Source organism: Bifidobacterium sp. UTBIF-78 (assembly GCF_006408945.1).
Taxonomy (GTDB): Bacteria; Actinomycetota; Actinomycetes; order Actinomycetales; family Bifidobacteriaceae; genus Bifidobacterium; species Bifidobacterium myosotis.
Genome location: NZ_JFAO01000006.1, coordinates 66,399 through 88,042, shown reverse-complemented (window position 1 = coordinate 88,042; position 21,644 = coordinate 66,399). Strand labels below are relative to the sequence as shown.

General features: G+C 63.2%; 18 protein-coding genes and 4 tRNA genes. 21 read left to right on the top strand and 1 reads right to left on the bottom strand.

The window, feature by feature from the left end; translation table 11 throughout:
* Positions 1 to 51: 51 nt before the first annotated feature.
* The 9 genes from BG22_RS02255 to dapC all read left to right on the top strand — a co-directional run bounded on the left by BG22_RS02255 (position 52) and on the right by dapC (position 7,290).
* On the top strand, positions 52 to 1,131 hold the full coding sequence (locus tag BG22_RS02255) for a histidinol-phosphate transaminase (protein ID WP_140492731.1): 1,080 nt from the start codon (positions 52 to 54) through the stop codon (positions 1,129 to 1,131).
* 342 nt (positions 1,132 to 1,473) lie between these two features.
* Positions 1,474 to 1,555 (top strand) — tRNA-Tyr (locus tag BG22_RS02250).
* A gap of 1 nt (position 1,556) precedes the next feature.
* A tRNA-Thr gene (locus BG22_RS02245) sits at positions 1,557 to 1,628 on the top strand.
* A gap of 4 nt (positions 1,629 to 1,632) precedes the next feature.
* Positions 1,633 to 1,706: transfer RNA gene (locus BG22_RS02240), tRNA-Met, on the top strand.
* 63 nt (positions 1,707 to 1,769) lie between these two features.
* The gene (gene rpmG, locus BG22_RS02235) at positions 1,770 to 1,937 is read left to right on the top strand and encodes a 50S ribosomal protein L33 (RefSeq protein ID WP_007053013.1); all 168 of its coding nucleotides are present in this window, start codon (positions 1,770 to 1,772) and stop codon (positions 1,935 to 1,937) included.
* Between the two features lie 610 nt (positions 1,938 to 2,547).
* Positions 2,548 to 3,786 (top strand): UDP-N-acetylmuramate dehydrogenase, encoded by a 1,239-nt coding sequence (locus BG22_RS02230; protein WP_375137679.1) that lies wholly within the window; start codon positions 2,548 to 2,550, stop codon positions 3,784 to 3,786.
* Positions 3,787 to 4,024: 238 nt separating this feature from the next.
* Positions 4,025 to 5,551, top strand: a complete 1,527-nt coding sequence (locus BG22_RS02225) for an amino acid permease (RefSeq protein WP_140492724.1) — start codon at positions 4,025 to 4,027, stop codon at positions 5,549 to 5,551.
* Positions 5,552 to 5,634: 83 nt separating this feature from the next.
* Positions 5,635 to 5,955, top strand: coding sequence for a ferredoxin (fdxA, locus tag BG22_RS02220; protein ID WP_094666703.1), 321 nt, complete (start codon positions 5,635 to 5,637; stop codon positions 5,953 to 5,955).
* A 129-nt stretch (positions 5,956 to 6,084) separates the two neighbouring features.
* Entirely contained in the window at positions 6,085 to 7,290 is a 1,206-nt protein-coding gene (gene dapC / locus BG22_RS02215; protein WP_140492722.1) for a succinyldiaminopimelate transaminase, read from the top strand.
* 149 nt (positions 7,291 to 7,439) lie between these two features.
* Here dapC and dinB read toward each other — a convergent pair whose 3' ends face one another.
* Positions 7,440 to 8,714 carry a DNA polymerase IV gene (gene dinB / locus BG22_RS02210; RefSeq protein WP_140492720.1) on the bottom strand — a complete coding sequence of 425 codons (1,275 nt, stop codon included), beginning with the start codon at positions 8,712 to 8,714 and terminating at the stop codon, positions 7,440 to 7,442.
* Between the two features lie 408 nt (positions 8,715 to 9,122).
* On the opposite strand from dinB, the gene BG22_RS02205 reads away from it, so the two are divergent.
* The 12 genes from BG22_RS02205 (at position 9,123) to BG22_RS02150 (ending at position 21,635) form a co-directional block, all read left to right on the top strand.
* Positions 9,123 to 10,064 carry a DMT family transporter gene (locus tag BG22_RS02205; RefSeq protein WP_140492717.1) on the top strand — a complete coding sequence of 314 codons (942 nt, stop codon included), beginning with the start codon at positions 9,123 to 9,125 and terminating at the stop codon, positions 10,062 to 10,064.
* 153 nt (positions 10,065 to 10,217) lie between these two features.
* A tRNA-Ser gene (locus BG22_RS02200) sits at positions 10,218 to 10,305 on the top strand.
* Between the two features lie 210 nt (positions 10,306 to 10,515).
* Entirely contained in the window at positions 10,516 to 11,988 is a 1,473-nt protein-coding gene (locus BG22_RS02195; protein WP_140492714.1) for a site-specific integrase, read from the top strand.
* 433 nt (positions 11,989 to 12,421) lie between these two features.
* Complete coding sequence (locus tag BG22_RS10775) at positions 12,422 to 12,637, top strand: helix-turn-helix domain-containing protein (protein WP_181163339.1); 216 nt, start codon at positions 12,422 to 12,424, stop codon at positions 12,635 to 12,637.
* Between the two features lie 4 nt (positions 12,638 to 12,641).
* Positions 12,642 to 12,944: a hypothetical protein gene (locus tag BG22_RS02185; RefSeq protein ID WP_140492707.1), complete on the top strand. Its 303-nt coding sequence runs from the start codon at positions 12,642 to 12,644 to the stop codon at positions 12,942 to 12,944.
* Positions 12,941 to 13,582, top strand: coding sequence for a hypothetical protein (locus BG22_RS02180; RefSeq protein WP_140492704.1), 642 nt, complete (start codon positions 12,941 to 12,943; stop codon positions 13,580 to 13,582). Before BG22_RS02185 ends, BG22_RS02180 begins: the two co-directional genes overlap by 4 nt.
* Positions 13,576 to 15,000, top strand: a complete 1,425-nt coding sequence (locus BG22_RS02175; RefSeq protein WP_140492701.1) for a hypothetical protein — start codon at positions 13,576 to 13,578, stop codon at positions 14,998 to 15,000. Before BG22_RS02180 ends, BG22_RS02175 begins: the two co-directional genes overlap by 7 nt.
* Positions 15,001 to 15,226: 226 nt before the next feature.
* A complete protein-coding gene (locus tag BG22_RS02170; protein WP_140492698.1) occupies positions 15,227 to 15,904 on the top strand; it encodes a hypothetical protein in 678 nt (225 codons plus the stop codon).
* A gap of 1,325 nt (positions 15,905 to 17,229) precedes the next feature.
* Complete coding sequence (locus BG22_RS02165; protein WP_258186168.1) at positions 17,230 to 17,715, top strand: hypothetical protein; 486 nt, start codon at positions 17,230 to 17,232, stop codon at positions 17,713 to 17,715.
* A gap of 621 nt (positions 17,716 to 18,336) precedes the next feature.
* Positions 18,337 to 19,719, top strand: a complete 1,383-nt coding sequence (locus tag BG22_RS02160) for a CapA family protein (protein ID WP_140492695.1) — start codon at positions 18,337 to 18,339, stop codon at positions 19,717 to 19,719.
* A gap of 101 nt (positions 19,720 to 19,820) precedes the next feature.
* The gene (locus BG22_RS02155) at positions 19,821 to 20,861 is read left to right on the top strand and encodes an NAD(P)-dependent oxidoreductase (protein WP_140492692.1); all 1,041 of its coding nucleotides are present in this window, start codon (positions 19,821 to 19,823) and stop codon (positions 20,859 to 20,861) included.
* Positions 20,862 to 20,993: 132 nt separating this feature from the next.
* A complete protein-coding gene (locus BG22_RS02150) occupies positions 20,994 to 21,635 on the top strand; it encodes a YigZ family protein (RefSeq protein ID WP_140492689.1) in 642 nt (213 codons plus the stop codon).
* The last annotated feature ends 9 nt before the right edge of the window (positions 21,636 to 21,644 follow it).

The window sequence follows — 21,644 nt, the reverse complement described above, 5'->3', positions numbered from 1 at the left end:
GGCTTTAAGAGCGGATTATTGGAAAACGGTATAGGGGTATAGGATGGGGCCATGAGTTACAGACATCGCAGTATCATCGACACCCTTCCCGCATACAAGCAAGGCAAGCCCGCTCCCAAGGTCGAGGGCCAGCGCTCCTTCAAGATCTCCAGCAACGAGAATCCGTTCGACCCGCTGCCCAGCGTGGTGGACGCCATCGCGCATCACGCGCTGCCGCATCTGAACCGTTACCCGGACATGCGCGGCTGGGCCGTGGTGGAGCGTCTGGCTCAGGAAATCGGTGTCAAGCCGGAGAACGTCGTGCTGGGCTGCGGCTCCACCGAGGTCATCACGATGCTGGTCCAGCTTGTGGCCGGCCCCGGCGACGAGGTGGTCTACCCGTGGCGCAGCTTCGAGGCGTATCCGATCATCGTCACCGGCGCCGGCGCGACCAGCGTTCAGGTGCCCAACCTGCCGGACGGCTCGCACGACATCGACGGCATCATCGCCGCCGTCAACGAGAAGACCCGGTTGGTGATCGTCAACAACCCGAACAACCCCACCTCCACGTCGGTGTCCGCCGCGGATGCCCACCGCATCATGGAGGCCGTGCCCTCGGACGTGCTGGTGCTGTTCGACGAGGCCTACTTCCAGTTCAACACCGACGCCGACACGTCCGTGGCCATGGATCTGTTCCGCGCGTATCCGAACGTCGTGGTCGCCCACACGTTCTCCAAGGCCTACGGTCTGGCCGGTCTGCGCATCGGCTACGGCGTGGCCCCGGCCGACGTCATCGAAGGCATGCGCAAGGTGGCCCTGCCGTTCGGTGTGACCGATGTGGCGCAGACCGCCGCGCTCGCCAGCCTCGATGCCTATGACGAGCTGACCGACCGCGTCAAGTCGATCGTCTCCGAGCGCAACCGCGTGGTCGCCGCCCTGAAGGAGCAGGGGTGGGACTTCCCGGAGCCGTACGCGAACTTCTTCTGGCTACCGCTCGGTGAGCGGACCGACGAGGCCGCCGCGCAGTTCCTGGCGGCCGGGCTCTCCACGCGCGTGTTCTCGGGTGAGGGCATTCGCATCTCCATCGGTGAGGTGGAGGCCAACGATCTGGTGATCGAGGTGTGCGCCAAGCTCAAGGCGGCCGGTTTCTGATAGGCCGAGGACGGGCCGATGGGTCGTCGCGGCCGTTGGTCGGCGGTGGCTGGCGACATCGGCGGTGAATGCTGACGTCGATCGGTGGCCGCGCGACGTCAGCCGGCGGCAGGCGGCACCCGATGATGGTCGGTGTCGCACGGCCCGCGACGGCTGATGCCGGCTGTTCGGTCGACGATGGCTCTGAGAAGCCTAAAACGACACGCCGATAAAAGCCCGGAATTGCAACGAAAATCAGCGGTTTCGTGAGGCCGACTTGCGCGGCTGCGGATTTCTTGCTTTAATAGCCAAGTTGCCTGACGAGGTCAAGCCAAGAGGCCGGACCAAGTAAGGAAACAGACTGGCGGATTTCCCAAGCGGTCAAAGGGAGCTGACTGTAAATCAGCCGCTTCGTGCTTCAGTGGTTCGAATCCACTATCCGCCACGCCCCGATAGCTCAGTGGTAGAGCACTTCCTTGGTAAGGAAGAGGTCGTGAGTCCAATTCTCACTCGGGGCTCTCTGGCGGGGTAGCTCAGCTGGCTAGAGCGTACGACTCATAATCGTAAGGTCAAGAGTTCGAGCCTCTTCCTCGCTACAAATAGCGCCCGCTGGAAGGTGGGCGCACCCATTAGACCTAAGAACACAGAGGTGAATGAGAATGGCTAAGAGCGCCGACATCCGTCCGGGCATCACGCTGGCCTGCACCGAGTGCAAGGAGCGCAACTACATTACGACCAAGAACCGTCGTAACACGCCCGATCGTCTCGAGCTCAAGAAGTTCTGCCCGCGCTGCGGCAAGCAGACCGTGCACCGCGAGACCCGTTGATCGCGTAGAGACTTTCAAAACCCGGCCCCAACAGGCCGGGTTTTTGCATATCTGCGCCCCATTCGGTGGTCATCTGCTTTATCGACACGAAATATCTGTAACATGAGTGCGGGCATCGGGGCTCGTGAAAGGGGTGCAGGGGAAAGATGCTTGTTTATGGCCCTCTGAGATGCCCTGCCGGCGTGATTGGGCGTGAGGCGAGCTGAGCCGCAGACATTTTGTGTCTGTTTACGGCCTTGGATGCAGGCAGAAAGAGCACGTTAATGGGGATAACAGGTGAAACGTATCTGTTTACTGGCTTTCTGAGGCCACAAACAGACACGTTTCACCTGCAACCCTTCTCGGGATGCGCAAAATACCTGCAGCCGTCACCTGTGTCGCTGCTGAAACCAACCGAAGTCGAAACCAAGCTAATCAGGCAGGTGGGGGTTGGGGTATGCGTTGCGCGACCGTAGGCTCGGCCGAGCGGCCTTGAGCGTGTCGCGCAACGTATGCCCCAACCTCCACCGTCAGCAGATAAGTAGTCAGTAGTCCACCGTCAACAGTCAACGATCCGTCGTACCCGTCCACCTCTACCCGCTCACCTCAGGAACCAAGTAGGATGAGCAACATGACCAGTTTTGCAGACATCACCACCATGGGCGTCGGCGGCCCCATCGCCCATTTCGTCGAACCGACCACCCGCGTGGGCCTCATCGAAGCCGTCGAGGACGCCGACTCCAAGGGCCTGCCGCTTGTCGTGATCGGCGGCGGCTCGAACCTGCTGGTCTCCGATGAGCCGTTCGGCGGCGTGGTGGTGCGCGATGCCCGCCGTCAGATCACCGTGCCGGACGAGGCCGCGCCCGTCGAGGGCAGTGACCGCACGGTGCACATCAACGCCGAGGCCGGTGCGAACTGGGATGATTTCGTGGCCTTCACCGTACAGCTCGGGCTTGAAGGCGTCGAAGGACTGTCCGGCATCCCCGGCACGGTCGGCGCCTCCGTGGTGCAGAACATCGGCGCATACGGCCAGGAGGTGGCCACCTCGGTCGAATCGGTGGAGGTGTGGGACCGCGAGACCAAGACCACGCGAGACCTCACCCCGGCCGACCTCCGATTCGGCTACCGCTATTCCGCGCTCAAGGCCAGCATGTACGCAGCTCCGGCCAGGCCGGCCGACCGGTTCTTCCCGACGCCGCGATACGTGGTGCTCTCCGTCACCTTCGCGCTGACCCATTCCGCCGAGGGCACGGTGGGGTATGGGCAGCTTGCCAAGGCGCTCGGCGTCGAGGTGGGCGACCGCATGGCCACCGCCGATATCCGCGAGGCTGTGCTCAAGGTACGTGCCGCCAAGGGCATGCTGGAGGACCCCACCCGGTACACGTCGCCGGCCATGGCGGGCACCAAACGCGAGGCCAATATCCTTGCCGACCTGCGCCGACTGGCTTCGGTCAACGAATCCGCCGGCATCGCCTTGGGCAATGACGGACTGCCTGTTCCGGACCGCAACCGCCACAGCTGCGGCTCGTTCTTCATGAACCCGATTCTGACCGCCGATGAGGCGGCAGCGCTGCCCGAGGACGCCCCGCGGTTCCCGGCCGTGTTGCCGGACGGCACGCCTGGCGTCAAAACGTCGGCCGCATGGCTCATCGACCACGCCGGTTGCCATAAGGGATACCGGGTCGCCGACGATGCATCCGCCGGCTTGTCCACCCAGCACACGCTGGCCCTCACCAATCGCGGGGGAGCCACGGCCACGGACGTCGAGACGCTGGCGCGCGCGGTACAGCGGGCCGTCAAGGAGCATTTCGGCGTCACGCTGGTCCCCGAACCGGTGTGCGTAGGCGTGCTGTCGGACCTCGACAGTTGACTGTCGGACCTCGACGCATGACTGTCGGATTTCGTACCGTATATGTACGAAATCCGACACTGAACCGTCGAGGTCCGTCGAGGTCCGACAGCCAAACAGCCAAGAAGCCAGGTCGTTGGACCGGGGAATCAGTCCGAAGCGTTAACTGGTAATAGACAAGTCACATTGCCTTCTCTATACTCGTTGTTCGATATTTTGCGCTCACTGAGCGTGCATACAACGAGAAGAAAAGGCTGTTATGCAACTGTTCCGTACGAAATCCGTCGAACAGACCATTGCCGAAACGGGTGAAGAGGGCCGCAAGCTCAAGCGCAACCTGACTTGGTGGGATCTGTCCATTATGGGCGTCGCCGTCGCCGTCGGCGCCGGCATCTTCTCCGTGGGCGCGCAGGCCGCTGCCTTCCACGCCGGTCCGGCCGTGATCATCAGCTTCCTCATCGCCGGCATCGTGTGCGGTGCGGCCGTGATGTGCTACGCCGAGTTCGCCTCGATGATTCCGGTGGCCGGCTCCGCCTACACCTTCACGTACACCACGGTGGGCGAGGTCATGGCATGGATCATCGGCTGGGACCTCATCCTCGAGATGCTCATGGCCGGTTCCGTGATCTCCAAATACTGGGGTGTGTACCTCAACGATTTCATGCGGCTCATGGGCTGGAATCTCAACACCAACATCGCGGTCGGCTCGTTCTCGATCGACGTCGCCCCGATCATCATCGTCGCGTTCTTCACGGTGCTTCTGGTGTTCGGCACGAAGATCGGCGCACGCGTGGACGGCGCGATGACCGTGCTCAAGATCGCCATCGTGTTCTTCGTGGTGATCGTCGGCTTCTTCTACGTCAAGGCCTCGAACTTCACGCCGTTCATCCCGCCGAGCCAGCCGGCCGACACCGTGCAGAGCTCCGCGGCCGTGGCCGGGATGTGGGGGCAGCCGCTGTGGCAGTGGGCCACCGGCATGACCCCGTCCATCTACGGCGTACCCGGCATCCTGTCCGGCGCGGCCCTGGTGTTCTTCGCGTTCATCGGCTTCGACGTGGTCGCCACCGCCTCCGAGGAGACCAAGAACCCGCATAGGAACGTGCCGCTCGGCATCGGCGTGGGCATGGCGCTCATCATCGTCATGTACATGCTCGTGGCCGTCGTGACCACCGGCATGGTCTCCTATAAGGACCTCGCCAAGCAGGACAGCCCGTCGCTGGCCACCGCCTTCGAGCTGGTCGGCGCGAATTGGGCCGCCAAGATCATCAGCTTCGGCATCGTGCTGGGCCTGGCCACTGTGGTCATGGTGCTGCTGCTGGGCCTGACCCGCATCGTCTTCGCCATGAGCCGTGACGGCCTGCTGCCGCGCAGCCTGTCCAAGACCGGCAAGCACGGCACCCCGGCCGGCCTGCAGATCGGTGTCGGCGTGGTGGTGGCGCTGGTCGCCGCGTTCTTCGACATCGGCGTGCTGTCCGACATGGTGAACATCGGCACGCTGTCGGCTTTCACGCTGGTCGCCATCTCCATCCCGATCATGCGCAGGAAGCGCCCCGACCTGCCGCGCACCTTCAAGATGCCTGGCAACCCGTGGATTCCGATCCTGATCGGTCTGGCGAACCTGTGGCTCATGCTCAACCTGACCGTGCTCACTTGGGTGCGTTTCATCGTGTGGCTCGTGGTCGGTTTCGCCATCTACTTTGGCTACGGCTACTGGCACGCCCGCCTTGGCAAGGGCGACCTAAGCGATACGCTGTCCGCCGAAACCGACAAAGCCGTCAACGGCTGAGGCTGCGCGTTGCTGCGGACTGCCGCGTGCAGCGTCCTACCGCGAGCCTAAGCTGGTACGCAGCGTGATTTAAGGAGGATTCCATGCCATACGTTGTTGCCCAGCCTTGCGTGGACGTCAAGGACAAGGCCTGCGTGGATGAATGCCCGGTGGACTGCATCTACGAAGGCTCGCGTTCGCTGTACATCAACCCGAACGAGTGCGTCGACTGCGGCGCCTGCGAACCCGTGTGCCCCACCGAGGCCATCTTCTATGAGGACGACCTGCCGGACGAGTGGGCTTGGTACAAGGACGCCGCCGCCAACTTCTTCGCCGAGGTCGGTGATTTCGGCGGTGCCTCCGCGCACGGTCCGATCGGTAAGGACCCGGAGCAGGTCGCCGCTCTGCCGCCGCAGAACCAGTGAGCGTCCGCGGTAATTCGCGGTAGTTTGCGGTAGTTCGCCGCGCCCATCACACATGCTGACGAACCCTCGGCTGCATAAGGCCGGGGGTTCGTCGTATCGTGGAACGGATTGCAAGGAGAAAGGTTTTCCATGGGCTTCCACACATATTCCTCCCCGTACGATTGGTCTCGCATCGCCGGCTTCAAGGCGACGGCCAAGGCGGTGCCGGGCGGCATGATTGATCTGTCCGTCGGCTCGCCCGTGGACCCGGTCCCCGAGTCCGTCCGCGAGGCGTTGGCCGGTGCGTCCGATGCCGCGAACGCTCACGGCTATCCCGTCACCGTGGGGACGGCCGAGCTCAAGGCCGCCATCGATTCCTGGTTCCGCACCATGCGTGGCGTGGACCTGAAGGCCATCAACGCGGCCGTCGTGCCGACCGTCGGCTCCAAGGAGGCGGTGGCGCTCATGGCCTCGCTGCTGCATCTCGGTGAGGGCGACGTGGTGGTCCAGCCCAAGGTCTCCTATCCGACCTACGAGATCGGAACCCAACTGGCAGGCGCCACCGTGCTCAAGGTCGATGACGTGACGGATGTCGAATCCTGGGTCCATGTGCCGCGCGTCAAGGCCATCTGGGTCAACTCGCCCTGCAACCCCACCGGCGAGGTCATCTCCGCCGACTGGCTTGCGGACATCGTGGCCGCGGCCCGCCGTATCGGCGCGGTGGTGCTTTCCGACGAGTGCTATGCGCTGATGGATTGGCGTGGCTCGCGTGGGGGCGCGCCGGTATCCGAGTCCAACGAGCCTGCCGCCGCCTCGGGCGCATTCAGCCTGTCCGCCACGCCCTGCGCGCTGAACCCGCATGTGTGCGAGGGGTCGGCCGATGGCATCCTGGTGCTGTACTCGCTGTCCAAGCAATCCAACATGGCCGGATACCGCACGGCCCTCATCGCCGGCGATTACCGTCTGGTGAGCGAGATGGCCGAATACCGCAAGCAGATTGGCGAAATCATTCCCGGTCCGGTTCAGGCCGCCATGGCCGCTGGCCTCAGGGACGCCGCCTCGGTCCATGCGCAATGGGCTCGCTATCGTGGCCGCCTCGCGGCGCTGGTCGATGCGTTGAACGCCTACGGTTATCAGGCGTCCATGCCTTCCGGCGCGCTGTATGTGTGGGTCAGGGCCAAGTCCGGCGATTGCTGGAAGGATATGGCCGCGCTCGCCAAGATCGGCATCATTCCAAGCCCCGGCGAGTTTTACAACGATGCGACGCATCTGCGATTCTCCGCCACCGCCACTGATGAGGCCATCCGTGCGGCATGCCGGCGCCTTGCCGAGCATCCTGCGTCAGAAGTTCGTTGATCATATTGTTGCCGCCTCTGCCGGGATTCGGATCGCGAAGCGAGGCCGAGGGGCAGGGTCGTCAACGTTTTGTGATATGGGCGTCAAGGTGTGGCCGCCTGACCGGACCGGTACCGCCGCGTCGATGTGACGGGGTGTGGCCGTGCGGCTCACGCCCCGAACTGGACGGCCTTGGACCCGAACTTCCGCCGCACCGCGTCCAGCGCGGCTTCGGCGTCGTGCCGTCGCGCCTGTGAGGTCCGCCCCTGCACGTCGGCGGCCTCCTCAAGCATGTCGTCCAGCGACGGCTGCACCGCGGTGGCCGCGGCCTCGCTGAGTGATGACGCGCTCATGCCCGCCAGTCGTATCGTCTTGGGCAGCAGGGCGTCCGGCCCGGCTGCGCTCGGCATCCCGAGCATGATCTTCAGCTGCCGCACGCATTCGGGGTACAGCACGCCGGCGGTGTCGGTCGGTCGTTCCATCGTCAGAGAGCGGGTCTGATAGCTCAGGTCCGCGAACCGCAGTTTGACGGTCACTGTACGGGCCACCAGCCCCTTGCGCCGCAGGGTGCTGGCCACTTCGTCGCATGCCGAGCGCAACAGGTTGCATACCACGCGCATGTCGCGGGTGTCGGTGTGCAGCGTGCGTTCGGAACCGATCGATTTCTCCTCCCGGATCGGCGTGACCGAGCGAGGGTCGATGCCATGCGAGGCCATCCATAATCCGTGGGCGGCCGCCGTCGAACCGGTGGCCCGAGCCAGCGTCGTCTCGTCCATCCGAGCCAAATCGGCCACCGAATTCACGCCCCATGCGTTGAGTCGTTTCTCCAGCGATGGGCCGATACCGGGAATGCCGCGCAACGGCATCATCTGCACGAATTCGGCTGAACGGGCTTTCGGAATGAGCAGCATGCCGTCCGGTTTGGCGTTGGTGGAGGCCATCTTGGCCACAAGTTTGTTGCAGGCGATGCCCACCGAGCAGGTCACATGGAACCGTTCGGCCACCTGACGGCGCACCCAGGCGCCGATGTCGCTTGGTCGGTTCCACGCCAGCAAGGCGCCGGAAACGTCCATATAGCCCTCATCCACCGACACCTGTTCGAATCGATCGGTGACGGTCAGGAACACCTCGTGCATGATGCGGCTCGACATCATGCGGTAGTAGCGCATATCCACCGGCAGGAACACGCCGTTCGGGCAGAGTTGGTGCGCGCGTGCGGCAGGCATCGCCGAATTGATGCCATAGCGACGCGCCTCATAGCTTGCCGCGGACACCACCGCTCGCGGTCCGGTGCCGATGATCACCGGCTTGCCTTTGAGCTCCGGTCGGCGGGCGACCTCCAGGGAGGCGTAGAAGGCGTCCATGTCGATGTGCAGCACCGTGCACCCGGTTTCGTCGTGCCCCCAATTGCGCTTGGCGGCGGCCAGTCTTGGTGCGGTGCTCATGGATTCCATTGTAGAAGGTGGATGATGATCGGCGGGCTCGCCTCGGTGCGATGTCGGTGGCCGGTGTTGGCAAACGATGGCGACGAACGATGGTGGCTGACGACGTTGGTTGGCCAGTGTCGGAACCCGATGTTCAGGCGGGAGTGCGGGCGCTTTCCGTCGATTGCTCGGCGTCGGACTCGGCTCGCGTCCTATGATCATGCGTCTGGTTCGCATGCATATCCCATCCAAACCCGTAGCCTGCACCCGCATCGCAAACCTGTGTCCCCAGTATCCACGCTCACGTCCGATGCCCACGATTATGCCCCGCGTCCGCATCCCGTGTTTCCGTCTCGCGCCCATGTCCATATTCCGGCTTGTTCCACGTTTGCGGGACGCTGTCCCGATGTCCCGAGTAGCGTGAGGCGCATGAAGAAGGCAGTTATCGATCTCCTCAACCGTGTCCCCGTAGTGCTCATCGTGATCGGTGAGGCGTTGGTGATCTACCTCGCCACGGCCATCGCCAAGCTGGCGTTCACCCAGCTCGATCCGTTGTATTCGGTGTGGTATCGCGTGGGATTCATGGTGTTACTGCTGCTTGCATGGCGGCGGCCGTGGAGCGCCGCCAAGCGTGGACGACTGTTCCACCGTAGCGCCCGGTCGTGGGGGCTCGTCGTACTGCTCGGATGTTCGTTGGTGCTCATGAACACGATGTTCTACGTGGCCATCAGCAATATGGACATGGGCATCGCCGTCGCTATCGAATTCATGGGACCGCTGTCCGTGGCGGTCATCACCGGTCGCAGCTGGCGCGAACGACTGGGCATCGGTATCGCGGCGGTCGGCGTGGTGCTGCTTGCCGGCGTCTCCCTGGCCAATCCGTCCGGCAATGGCACGTTTGCGGTGGGTCTGATCGCCATTCTCATCGGCGGATCGATGTGGGGCGTGTACATCGTGACCGGGCGTCGCGTGGCATCCGGCGGCAATTCGCTGGACAATCTGTGCATCGCGGTGACCATCGGTTGGGTCGTGCAATCGCTGTTCCTCGCCGTACCGGCCGTGAGCCATGTGATTCACCCCAAATCCACAGCCACATGGGCCCTCGAGCCCGGCGGTTCGCTGAAGCTGCTGGCGTTGCTGTTCGTGATTTCCCTGATGGCGTCGTTCATTCCCTATGTGATCGAACAGATCACCCTGCGCCGCACCACGTCCGGCGCGTTCTCGGTGATGCAGTCCATCAATCCCGCCATGGCGGTGGCTGTGGGATTGGCGTTCGGTGAGATTCCGAACATCGGCGAGATTATCGGCGTGGCTTTGGTGATTTGCGCGGTCATCATCACCTTCTCCGGTGACGCGGCGCCTGCCAAGTAGGCATATGTCTGCCTGATGGATATGGAATGTCGCCGTTGCGCCGGCGTGTGCGACGGCTTGCGTCGACATCAATTTGACCGATGTCGGTGTTCAGGGCGCGTCATATCCGCAAAGTGTGATACAGTATCTTGCTGTTGCGCTTGAATGCAACAAGGAGTCATGCCTGAGTGGCCGATAGGGGCACCCTGCTAAGGTGTTAGTCGCTTTCCGCGGCTCGAGGGTTCGAATCCCTCTGACTCCGCGATCAAGGGGTTCACGGGAAACCGTGAATCCCTTTTTTTCATGCTGGAAACGGCGGTATTTCAACGGTTTCAAGGCTTTCCAGCGCTCGCCGGCGGTTGTCGTGGAGGTGCATGACGACGCATGTTTTTGCACACGGGGGGTGGTAATTAAGGAGGTAAATGAAACGGGGTGCAAACCGTTTCCCACCCTAGGGGTTTGGAGGTCGATCATGGCGCGTCCACGCAAGAGACAACGAGCAAGCGAAGGCAAGCGCACCGCGAAGCACGTGAGGCGCAACGGCAAGACGTACGAGTATATGGAGTACTCGTTCGTAACGCCGCTGTGGGCTTTCAGCAAGTGGCCAGACCTGAGACTGCCTGAACGCACCTCCAAGCTGTTCCCGCTGGATCGCACATTGGATGGCGAGGCGTGGCTGAACGAGAGTCTTAGGGCCGTGCATGCCGGCACGTGGATGCCTGAGAAGCTGAAGCAAGCCAAGGAGAAGCGCGCGGGGATCACGTTCCGCGAGTTCGCCACCGACTGGGTGGAACACCGCAAGAAGACGGACGGCTCGGACCTGAAAGAAACGAGCAGGCAAAAAATCCGGGAGTCGCTTGACCTGTACTTGCTGCCGTATTTCGGTGACATGGCGTTAGTGGACATCACGCCGAAGGACGTGCAGGATTGGTTCGACTCGTTCACCACAGCCCGGCCCGACGCGGACCTGAGCAACCGCAGGGCGCACGTGTACCGTCATCTCCAGACCATGTTGAGAAGCGCCGCCACGGAACCCATCGACAACGAGGGCCACACGCTCATACCCATATCCCCGTGCCGCATCAGGGTAGGCAAGCCGCCCGTGAAGCATACGCCGGTACGCCCCACCCGCGATCAGCTCGACGCCCTACTGGACGCACTGCCCGAATACGTTCGGATGGTGGCGCGCGTCTGCGACAGTACCGGCCTGCGCGAGGGCGAGGCGCTGGGCCTTTGCCTCAAGCACATCGACATCAAAGGGATGAAAATACATGTGCGGCAACAGGTCCAGCGCGTCAGGAACGCGAAGACCGGCAGGTACGAGACGGTTATCACCACGCCCAAGACCGTTTCAAGCGTAGCGGACGTGCCCATGACGCAGGCGCTCGCCGACGCGCTCGCCGACTGGATCGACTCCCACGGGATCACGGACCCTGATGCGCCGCTATTCACCTCCAAGCGGACCGGCAGAATGCTAAGCCCGCAAAACTACAGGAATCAATTCGCAGACGCCCGCCTCAAGGTACCGGGACTGGAGACGATGCGCCCGCACGACCTACGTAAGGACTGCCTTAGCCGCATGGCCGAAATGGGCGCCACTGTACCCGAGATCATGCGGCAGGGCCGGCACGTGAGCATGGAAGTCGCCTCACGCTATCAGGTCACCGGAGAGGGCCACATGAACGATGTTATGGCAAGGATGAACGACTACGAGACCGGGCAGGCCGGCACGTCGGCGAGCGCTGCCGGATCGGACGCCACGGCCGACGGGCCGGGACGGGATGCCGATGACAACGATGCTGCCGCGCTCGCCGGCGCCAGTGCTGGGTTGTCATTAGATGCGCGTGTGACAGTGCTGCGCGAGCTGGATACCACGAAGCGTGCGGCTATCGTCGCCGCTTTGCCGGATGCGATCCGCGCCGTGACACTGGAGGCGCTGCTGTGAGTCCGCGTGTGGTGGGTGCGCGTCGCGTTATTGCGACACGCCGTGCGCGGAATGGTTTTCGGATATTCGCGCGCGTCTTATCCACATCCGAATCTGAGTGCCGTCGAACATGTGTTCGCCACGTGTTTAGGGGCTATTGGGGTACGGACAGTTCCTAGAAGGTCCGATACCGCCACGAAATCGAACACGTAAAATGTTCATTTTTCGGGGCGGTTGGAAAAGTTATCCACATTCCACCTGCGCCGCGAGGTGCTGCAACGCGGCATGCAACGCATCGCGGTGTGTAGCGTGGGACATGTCTTGTCGAGCGGTGCGGCAACACCGCGCGACAAGACGTGAAAACAAAACGAAAGGACGCCCGATGCGGCAACACCGGACGTCCGAGAACCTGAGTCGAGCAACTGCCCGACAGATTTGGAAAGGTAGGTTCATCATGAACAGTAGTCCACGTGTGCCCGAAACGCCGAAAACCGAGGCGGATGTCACGCGAGTCGGTCTCGTCAGTTTGAGTCAGGCTGCAGCGTATCTCGGACTGCGCGACCCGCGCACGGTGCGCAAGCTGGTGCGCGAGAACAAGCTGAAGGCGCGCAAGATCGGGTCACGAATCTTGGTCACGTCCAAGAGCCTCCGAGAGTTTGCGGAGGCGTGACCGCATGACCCAGATTTACGGAACTTCGGATGATGCCATGCCGGCCAAGCCGTTGAAGTTCGCGGACGATCAGGAACTCGCCGTCGGCCTGTTGTTCGGCTGGTGCTTCGTCAACGGTGTCCAGCCGCTTCGCGGCGACGAGATCGAGGACGCGCGCAATCGCGGGCGCGTCATCTACCGACACCCGCTCGTCGGACCGGACGGCGAAGACTATGCGATTGCCTTCGACGTGACCGACGCGCAGCTTGGCGCAACGGAGGCGCTTGTTTCCGCACTCGGCGAGCTGGGACTGGAGGCGGCGCAATGACCGCCACGCATAAGAACATCAAGCCGGCGAGCGCGCCGGCAGCCGACCCTAACGCAGCGCACGTGTTCCTCCCCCGCATCTCCGATGAACGTCCAAATACTTTGATCAACGTGATGGACGCGGCCGCCGAACTGCTCTCCGGCGTCTGCTATCCCGCCGGCGGCTTGATTGTACGCAGAAGCGTCCTGTGGGCTGCAACAACGTGGCTGCCGCAGGGCGCCACGCTGCCCGCCCTTGCCGGAGACGCGATGGTTACGTCCGCCGCGATCCGGCTTGCACGGCCTTCCACTGCCGTCGCGCTCGCCGCCACCGCACATCCGGGAGTCGGACGCATTCCCTTACCGCCTGTCACGTCCAGTTTCGACGACTGCCGCGTGCTCGCTTACTCGGCCGAGCGTGATTATGTGAGACGACTTTTCGAGGACCGGCGCGGACGCATTGAATTGTGCTTGGGTGAATGCCACGGTGAAGTCACAGCGGTCCGCCCCAAATTCCCGGCCGGATTCCCCGCCGACGCCGCGCGCGCCGTTCTGCCCATCGTGCAGGTTGGCGAAGCGGCATGTGGCGTGTGGGCCGATGCGGCGCACGCGCTCGCCGACGACTACGCGAAAGCGATGACCGGAGGAATTCCATGCTGACGTTCAAAAACGACGATGAGTTTTGGACATCATCGGGGCGAGTTCAATTCATCCGTGACTCGGCGCGCCATGAAAGGGCGGGCGTATGGGCCGTGCTTCAGGCGACGCTGACACGCGTTTCGGTGGTGACGCCGCCCAATGTGGTCATCCCCGCGTTTGTGGGCAGCCGGTATGGAAGCCTGAACTATTTCGTTGCCCTCGTCGGCATGTCGTCGGACGGCAAGGGCACCGCAGTGAGCACTGCCGAAAAACTCGTCAGGGACGATTTGGGAGCCGAGACAACGACCCCGGTTTCTGGCGAGGGACTCACCACGCTTTTCGCCCGGCGCGATCTGATGCCGGACAAGGACGACGACAAGCGGGACGCCGGCACGACCCTCAAATGCGTCAATTGTCGCGCCCTGCTCGACGTGGCCGAGGTGACGTCGCTGGGCGCCGCAATCGGGCGATCCGGCAGCACGTTGCTCGGCACGCTTACATCGGCATGGTCGGGCGAAAATCTAGGAGGACAGAATGTCAGCGAGGCCAAGCGGCTGCGCGCCGTGGCCTACGGGTACCGCCTCGGGCTCATCACGGGAGTCCAGCCCGGCAACAGCGACATCCTGACGCGCGAGGATGTCACCGGCTTGCCACAGCGGATTGCGTGGGCTAACACCCGCGACCCCGACGCGCCGCCCAAAGGCCACAAACCCCCGGCACCTGAGAGCACGTTCGGATTCGATCCGGCCAAACTGAAAGCGGTCCAGCCGACCGATATGGAACTTAACGCCCTGTATCAGGCCGGCAGCTACTGGAAGGATCTCAACGAAAATGGATCGCCGGCGTACCCAATCCGGGTTCTGGACTATCCGGACTGCGTTGCGGACGAGGTGGACGAGGACGCCGTGAACCGATTGCACGGTACACGACCGGCCGGGCTTGACGGCCATAGCCTGTTCCTGACAATTAAGACGGCCGGCCTGCTCGCCATCATGGAGCAACGGCCCGGAGCCGAGTTCACCGTGAGCGAGGATGATTGGGCGCGCGCAAAGTATATCGTCAAACGATCCCGAGAGTTCCGCGAGCAATGCATCCGATCCGGCCGCGAGACGATGCGCGGAAAACGACGCGACGCGCTCGCCGACGAGTTCACCGCCCGCGACGAGGCGCGGGAGCAGGCCGACCGGGAGAAGGCCGAGCGCGACTTCCGACGATACGAGGCACGCATATGCACCGTGTTCGGCAGGTACGACAAGGGCCACGAAGGACTCAAGGGCTACGTAGTGCAGAAGAGGACAGGCATACCCGCCGCCGACTGCTACGCCACGATAGAACGCATGCACGAGGCGGACCGCATCGGCACGACCGAAGAAAGGGCCGGCTCACAGATATGGGCCATATCACCCTCACAGGCGCAGACACCGGATTCTAGACACTAGACCACTAGACACTTACTCCCGCAAGGGGAAACCGACGCTAGACAAACCGGCTGTCTAGTTCTAGACACCACGGGAGTCTAGAAGTCTAGAAAACTGTCTAGACCCCCGAAACCCAATAATTCCAACATGTCTAGCGGTCTAGAGCTAGACAATCGCCGGCGAGCACGAACCGGCATCACACGATGCTCCAGTCGCGCTCGCCAACCCTCAGCGAAAGGACTAAATCATGAGCAACAACGACAACACGACTACGGACTACAGGCACATCCCCGGATACGTCGATTGGAACTGTGAGTTCTTCTCGGGAGCCGACAACCCCAAAACCGTGTTCAAGAGCGACCTTCCCGAATGGGGCATGATGTTCCTCATCGAGATGGACGACGACCGCAAGCAACTGTCATGCACGCTCGCCGGCATGTGCGACCCCATGCCGGAATCCGGCACCCTGTACTCCGCCCGCCTCCGGGAGCTCGCGAAGACGACCCCCACGCTGCTGACATGGCTCACGGACCTCATCGTCGTCGTCCAGCGTTTCGAGACCGATAATCCGGGGATCAAGCCGCCGCTGGACCTCGTACGCCCGGAATACACGTCCGACGGCGATTGTGACCGCCCGCTGTTCGCCCGGCATTCGCCCGGCTTCACGTCCTACGCGCTGGGAGGCGTGCGCCTGCTGTTCGCGTCCACCTTCCAGCCGCTCGAAATGAAATTCACGGCAGGTCTGACCGCTGCTGACGGAGACGAAGGCGCGATGTCCAAGACAATCGCCTCCATCGAACCTGCGAGCGTGTTCGACCTGTGCGGCTCCGACGAGCTCGCACGGATCACGCGACAGTGCGAACGAAGCCTTACCCCTTGGCTGAACGACTGCGCCGACGCCGCCGAATGGATCGAGAACCGCTAGTTCGCCGTCGTCTCCATATGGGTGGGTGGAGGACTCCCTCCCCGCCATTCGCGATGGCCGCTCGGACAATGGTTCCGCCCGCGAATGCTTCACGAATCGGCACGTGTACGAAACGTCACGCCCGCGCAGGGCGGATGGAGTCGTGACCGACATCGAGGCTGTAACGCCTTTTCAAAACATCCGCCCGGACGGCATTTGCGCGAGAAACCAGACCCCATGCGGCCGGCGAGCGGACCCGGGGGCACCCTCCCCGGGGGCGCCTTTTGCTGCTGCCGCACGCGATGGGAGGATGCCGGATGATCGTTGTTCGTTTTCTGTGGTGCCCGTGGTGCCGGCGTTGGCGCCCGGTGCGTTCGGCGCGCGCCGTGTTCTGCTGCGGGCGTTGTCGTCGTCGTTGGCGCGATGCGCATGGAAGGGCGGCGCCGCTGCCGTTGGCGCGGTTCACCATCGTGGAGTATTCGGACGATCTGACGGAGGTGGGGCGTCGCCGTACCATCGGCCCTCATGATCGACCGAATAGGGGTATGGCTTGCACGTCGGCGAGTGCTGTCGGGGCTGACGAGATCGTGGAACGAGACGGCGTATCGGATCGGTTCGCGTTCGATGCGACCCGGTATCGGCTTGTGGAGGACTGGAGCCGGTTCGGCCTGTAGGCGACAGCCGGAGCCACGCCGTTCGCCCGACGTGTGTGGCACGCCGGCGAGCGCGAACGTTTTTCCCACAATGGCCCGTCATATCATCCGGCGGCAGCGCCAGAGTCGCAGCGGCCGCCACGGATACCCCGGGTACTCTCCCCACGGGGTGCGACGAGGTGGCAATGGCTTATCATGGGTGCATGGCGACGCACGATTGAACATCGTTTTCGGCGTGTTAGGTGGTAAATAAGGTGGAAACGGGTTTTCGCCGAATGACATGAAGCCAATGTTTCCAATGCCTCACGGCATGTCGGTGTCGAATCCCTCTGACTCCGCCGACTAGGGTTCCGGGTGAAAGCTCGGAACCCTTTTGTTTTGCGCGGAGAACGGCGCCGTTCCAATGTTTTTGGGCATCTTCGGCCAGAGGGGCCGGCGGTCTGCAAATCGCTTCCGCACATGACATTATCGGTAGGATATCCGGTACGTGAACCGGGAATTCCCTGGGCCAGCGCCGTTACCGGTCATCGATTCGGAAGGTGACAGGAGGTCCGCGACCGGAAACCGGCGTGGCCGCGAGCAACTCGGCGCGCTGGGACGTTTGACTTGGCGGACCGTTCATGTTGTTGTTAGGGGGTATGGTTCGCGCGAGGGGGATGAATCATACCTGAAGATCAAGGGGGATTCACCGCCATGGAATATTTCGTATTCAACTACCGCCGTTATGACCCATTACCCGGCTACGACGGCTTCATCGTCGTGGAACTGTCCGATCGTCCCGTCCGATATCACATCCAGCCCACGTTCGTCGGCGGTCTCAATGCGCAGGAATGCCATGCGATGGCCTTGGCGGCGTGCCGCATCGCATGCACATCCACCGACGCGGTCCGTGGCAAGCTGAGTGTGGACCGGCTGCAGCGCGCCATGACCCAGCCGTGTCTCGAACGCCTGCGTACCATGCAATATCTGCTGGATGCGCACATGATCACGCATCCCGAGACCAAGGCCCGGTTCTGCTATCTTCCTACCGTGCCCACGTTGGTGGACGGTATGATCATCAGTCAGGAGACGCTGGAAATGGCCGTGTTCATGACCATCGGGCAGGAGGACATCCGCGTCAATCTGCGGTTCAAATTCATTGGCTCCCGCTGGATGTGCCAGTTCGCTGATCTCGGCTGAGGACGTCGCGCGCATTGTCGCCATCGCGCATCACGGTGGCGACAATGCGCGGCAGCAATGATGCCCCGGAAAACTCGCCCCGTGCCAATGATGACGGGGGTGCGCAATCAACGGGGATTGATTTGAAGTGCTATTAAGCGGACGGCTCCTCCGCTACCGCCGAAGCGTCACACCGCCGTTCGACGTGTAGCGGAGCCGGAGGTACGCCATTGTCCGTCCGCCTCCAGTCAGCCATTCTAGCGGTATCGTGCCAACGGCACGTCGATAACGCGGCAGCGAAACCACGAATCGCGTTGCGTATGCGATACATCGATGTACTGCGTCGTATAAGTCGTATGCCGTGCATGTTCCATTGGTTCCGAGTGCAGGACGCCTATTTGGGGTGCCCCCGTAATTCGACGGTTCCGGCGATTGTCCCGGCCGACGATTCGATGACCAATCGTCGCGTCGCCGACAAGACAAGACCGTCGCCAACGGCAATACCCAGCGGTAGTCTACATATCAGAGAGACAGGAGTGACCATCGGATGCATCGCGACCGGTACTGGCCGGTAGCGGCCGGTAACGGCCGGTACCGGACGCAACGGATGGAATCCGACGGATCAGGCGAAGGGGCAGGGCTATGAGCCATATCAGAGGACGCGGGCAGCATCGCGCGGGCGGTCCGCAGCCATACGCACGAGCGCATACGGGCATCGTGGCCGTGATCGCGGTATTCGTGATCGCGCTCGCGGCGGCATTGGGCGTCGGCGTCTGGCTCGCCACCCATGGCGACTCCAAAGCCGGCACCGACTCAGACGCAGGCCACACCGCAGCCTCGCAGACTGCGATCGACAAGCCGAAGGCGACCCCCAAGCCGGTCGCCGAGCATCACGGCAACTCCCCGGACTGCCCTGATACCGACTGCATCGCCCTGCTCGTCAACGGCGACCTGCTCTTCCATGAAGGGCTGTGGAGCCACTTCCAGGGCCCCAACCCCAATGCCACGGATGGCACGGCATTCAACTTCGACCCGTTGTTCGAGCCGATGAAGCAGTACATCCAAGCCTCGGACATCGCCGTATGCGAATTCGAGACGCCCATCGCACAGCGCGGCGGTCCCTACGCCGCCTACCCGATCTTCAACATTCCCCCGGAAGTGGCCGACGCCGCCAAGCGCGTGGGATACAACGCCTGCACGCACGCCACCAACCACTCGTGGGACCAGGGCTCGGATGGCATCGCGCGCCTGTGGGACACGCTTGAGGCGGACGGCATCGCGCAGACCGGTTCGTATAAGACCGAAGCCGACTCCACCAAACCGCTGGTCATCGATTCACCCACCGGCGGCGGCAAACTGGGACTGGTGACCGGAACGGTCTCCCTCAACGGCATGACCGCCGACTACGACTGGCAGGTGGACCGTCTGCGCGAGGACGGCGATCCGAACCATGACTCGGACATCCAGCGCGCGGTGGACAAGGCCAACAAGGCGCGCGAACAAGGTGCCGACGTCGTGGCCATCGCCATGCACTCGGTGCAGGAATACCTCGATTACGCCGATTCCTGGCAGATCTCCGAAGCCCACGAACTGGCCGACACCGGTGCGTTCGACGTCATCTACGGTGCCGGATGCCACTGTGCGCAGCCCATCGAGCACTACAACAACACCTGGATCATCTATGGACTTGGCAATGCGGTGACCGAATCCGCCAACACGCCCGATACGCTGGTCAACAACCAGGGCGTCACGGCACGCATCCAATTCGCCGGCAAGAAGGGCGTCAAAGGCTCCTGGCGCGTGAACCGCATCGATTGGGTGCCCACGGCCAACGTGCATCAGGGCAACTACCAATGGTGCCCGATATCCAGCGACCATCCCATAGGCGTCTGTTGGGACGAGGCGTACGACGCCCAGATACGGCAGCGCATCTGGAACGTCATCTACTCCATGGGCGCCGACCAGAACGTGGTGCGCGAATGGAACATCACCCAGGAGCAGACGGCCTCGTCCGGCACGAAGTGACCATCGATGGCGTCGGCAACTTCGCGCCGTGACGGTGACGGCGCAGTCACCGAGTCGAGGTGGCTTCTCGTTTCTCCCGCCGCACGCCTAATGTGGTGGGCATGACCGAGATCTACGAAACCCAGCCCGAGCGCACGGATCTGCCGCTGGTGGTGATGCCCGCGGTATTCGACTCGATGATCGGACCGCTCAAGGCGCAACTCCCCGCACTCAAGGACGTGGCGCGCGTGCGGCTGTATCAGGACTTCACCGAGGATGAGGATCTCATAGCCGAGCGCACCGCCGGCGCGACCGTCATGATCAACGGCGGCCCGCACCTGTCCGACAATCTGCTGCGACGTCTGTCCGGTGGCGTGCGCGGCGGCGAGGGCGGCGAGGTGCGCTGCATCGTCTTCTCCGGCACCGGCGTGGCCAGCTACATCAACCTCGCCCTCGCGCGCGAGCTTGGCGTACGCATCTGCAATGCCGTCCATTACGGCGACAACGCGGTTGCCGAGCATACGTTTGCATTGTTGCTCGAGCTGGTGCGCCGCGTCGGCGAACTCGATCACGGCATCAAGGAGGGAGGCTGGGCCGGCCCCCACATGGACGGCCTCCAACTCGCCGGCCGTCGGCTGGGCATCATCGGCCTTGGCGGCATCGGCTCGACCGTCGCCCGCATCGCCCGCGCCTTCGGCATGGATGTCGCGGCATGGAGGACCGGCCACACGCCCGCCGAGCGGTTCGCCGAAAGCGGGGCCACGCCCATCGACGACCTCGACGAACTCATCGCCGGCTCGGATGTCGTCTCCGTCCACCTGCCGCTCATCGACGGGGCCACGCGCGGCCTGATCACGGCCGACAACCTCGCGCATCTCAAACCGGGCACGCTGTTCATCAACACGGCCCGCGCCGAGGTCATCGCCCCCGGCGCACTGCTCGCCCGCCTTGAGCAGGGCGATATCCCGGCCGCCCTTGACGTCTACGACCATGAGCCGCTGCCCGCCGACGACCCGCTCCGCCGTATCCCCGGCATCGTGCTCACCCCGCATGTCGGCTGGCGCACCGACGGTGCGTTCCGTGAGCTCACCCGTCAGATGGTCGCCTGCATCGGCGCCTATTTCGCCGGCGACGATCTCAACGTCGTGGTCTCCGAACACTGACCCACTGCGTTCCGCCCATCCCGTCCCGCCGGCGCACCGGCCGTCGCTTCACAGCCGTCAGCCCGAGCCAGCATCCGCATACTCCGTCCACCCGTCACATGACACCCCGGACACCCACTCACGAAGCCCAACATGCAAACCATTCTCAACACGCCGGATCAGCCGGCCCATGACTCGCTGGTCGAAAAGAAATCCGAATTCATCGGCGACGCGGCCCACGTCGATACGCTCGACGAGGCGCTCGCATTCGTCGCCGCCATCCGTGAGCGGCATCCCAAGGCCCGTCATGTGGCGTACGCAGCCGTGTGCGGCGGTGCCGATGGACGCCTGTCCGAACGCATGAGCGATGACGGCGAGCCTTCCGGTACTGCAGGCAAGCCGATTCTCGACGTGCTTAAGCAATCTGGTACCACCGACTGCGTCATCGCCGTCACCCGGTATTTCGGCGGCATCCTGCTCGGCTCGGGCGGACTGGTCCGCGCCTACTCGTCCGCCGCGTCGATGGCGATGAAAACCGCGCGCGTGGCGCGCATCATGACCGCCCGCCGCTATCGCGTCCGCCTCGACTACCCGCAACTGGCCCGTTTTCAGCAGATTCTCGCCCAGATCGATGGACGGCAGGAGGCCGAGGAGTACGCGGCCGACATCCGGCTGACCGCCGTGGTGCCCGCCGAACGGACCGAACGGTTCGAGGAACGGGTGCGGGAGACGTTCAACGCCGCCGTCACACCGGAACCGGTGGATATGGTCAACATCCCCGTACCGCTCGATTAAGCTGGAACC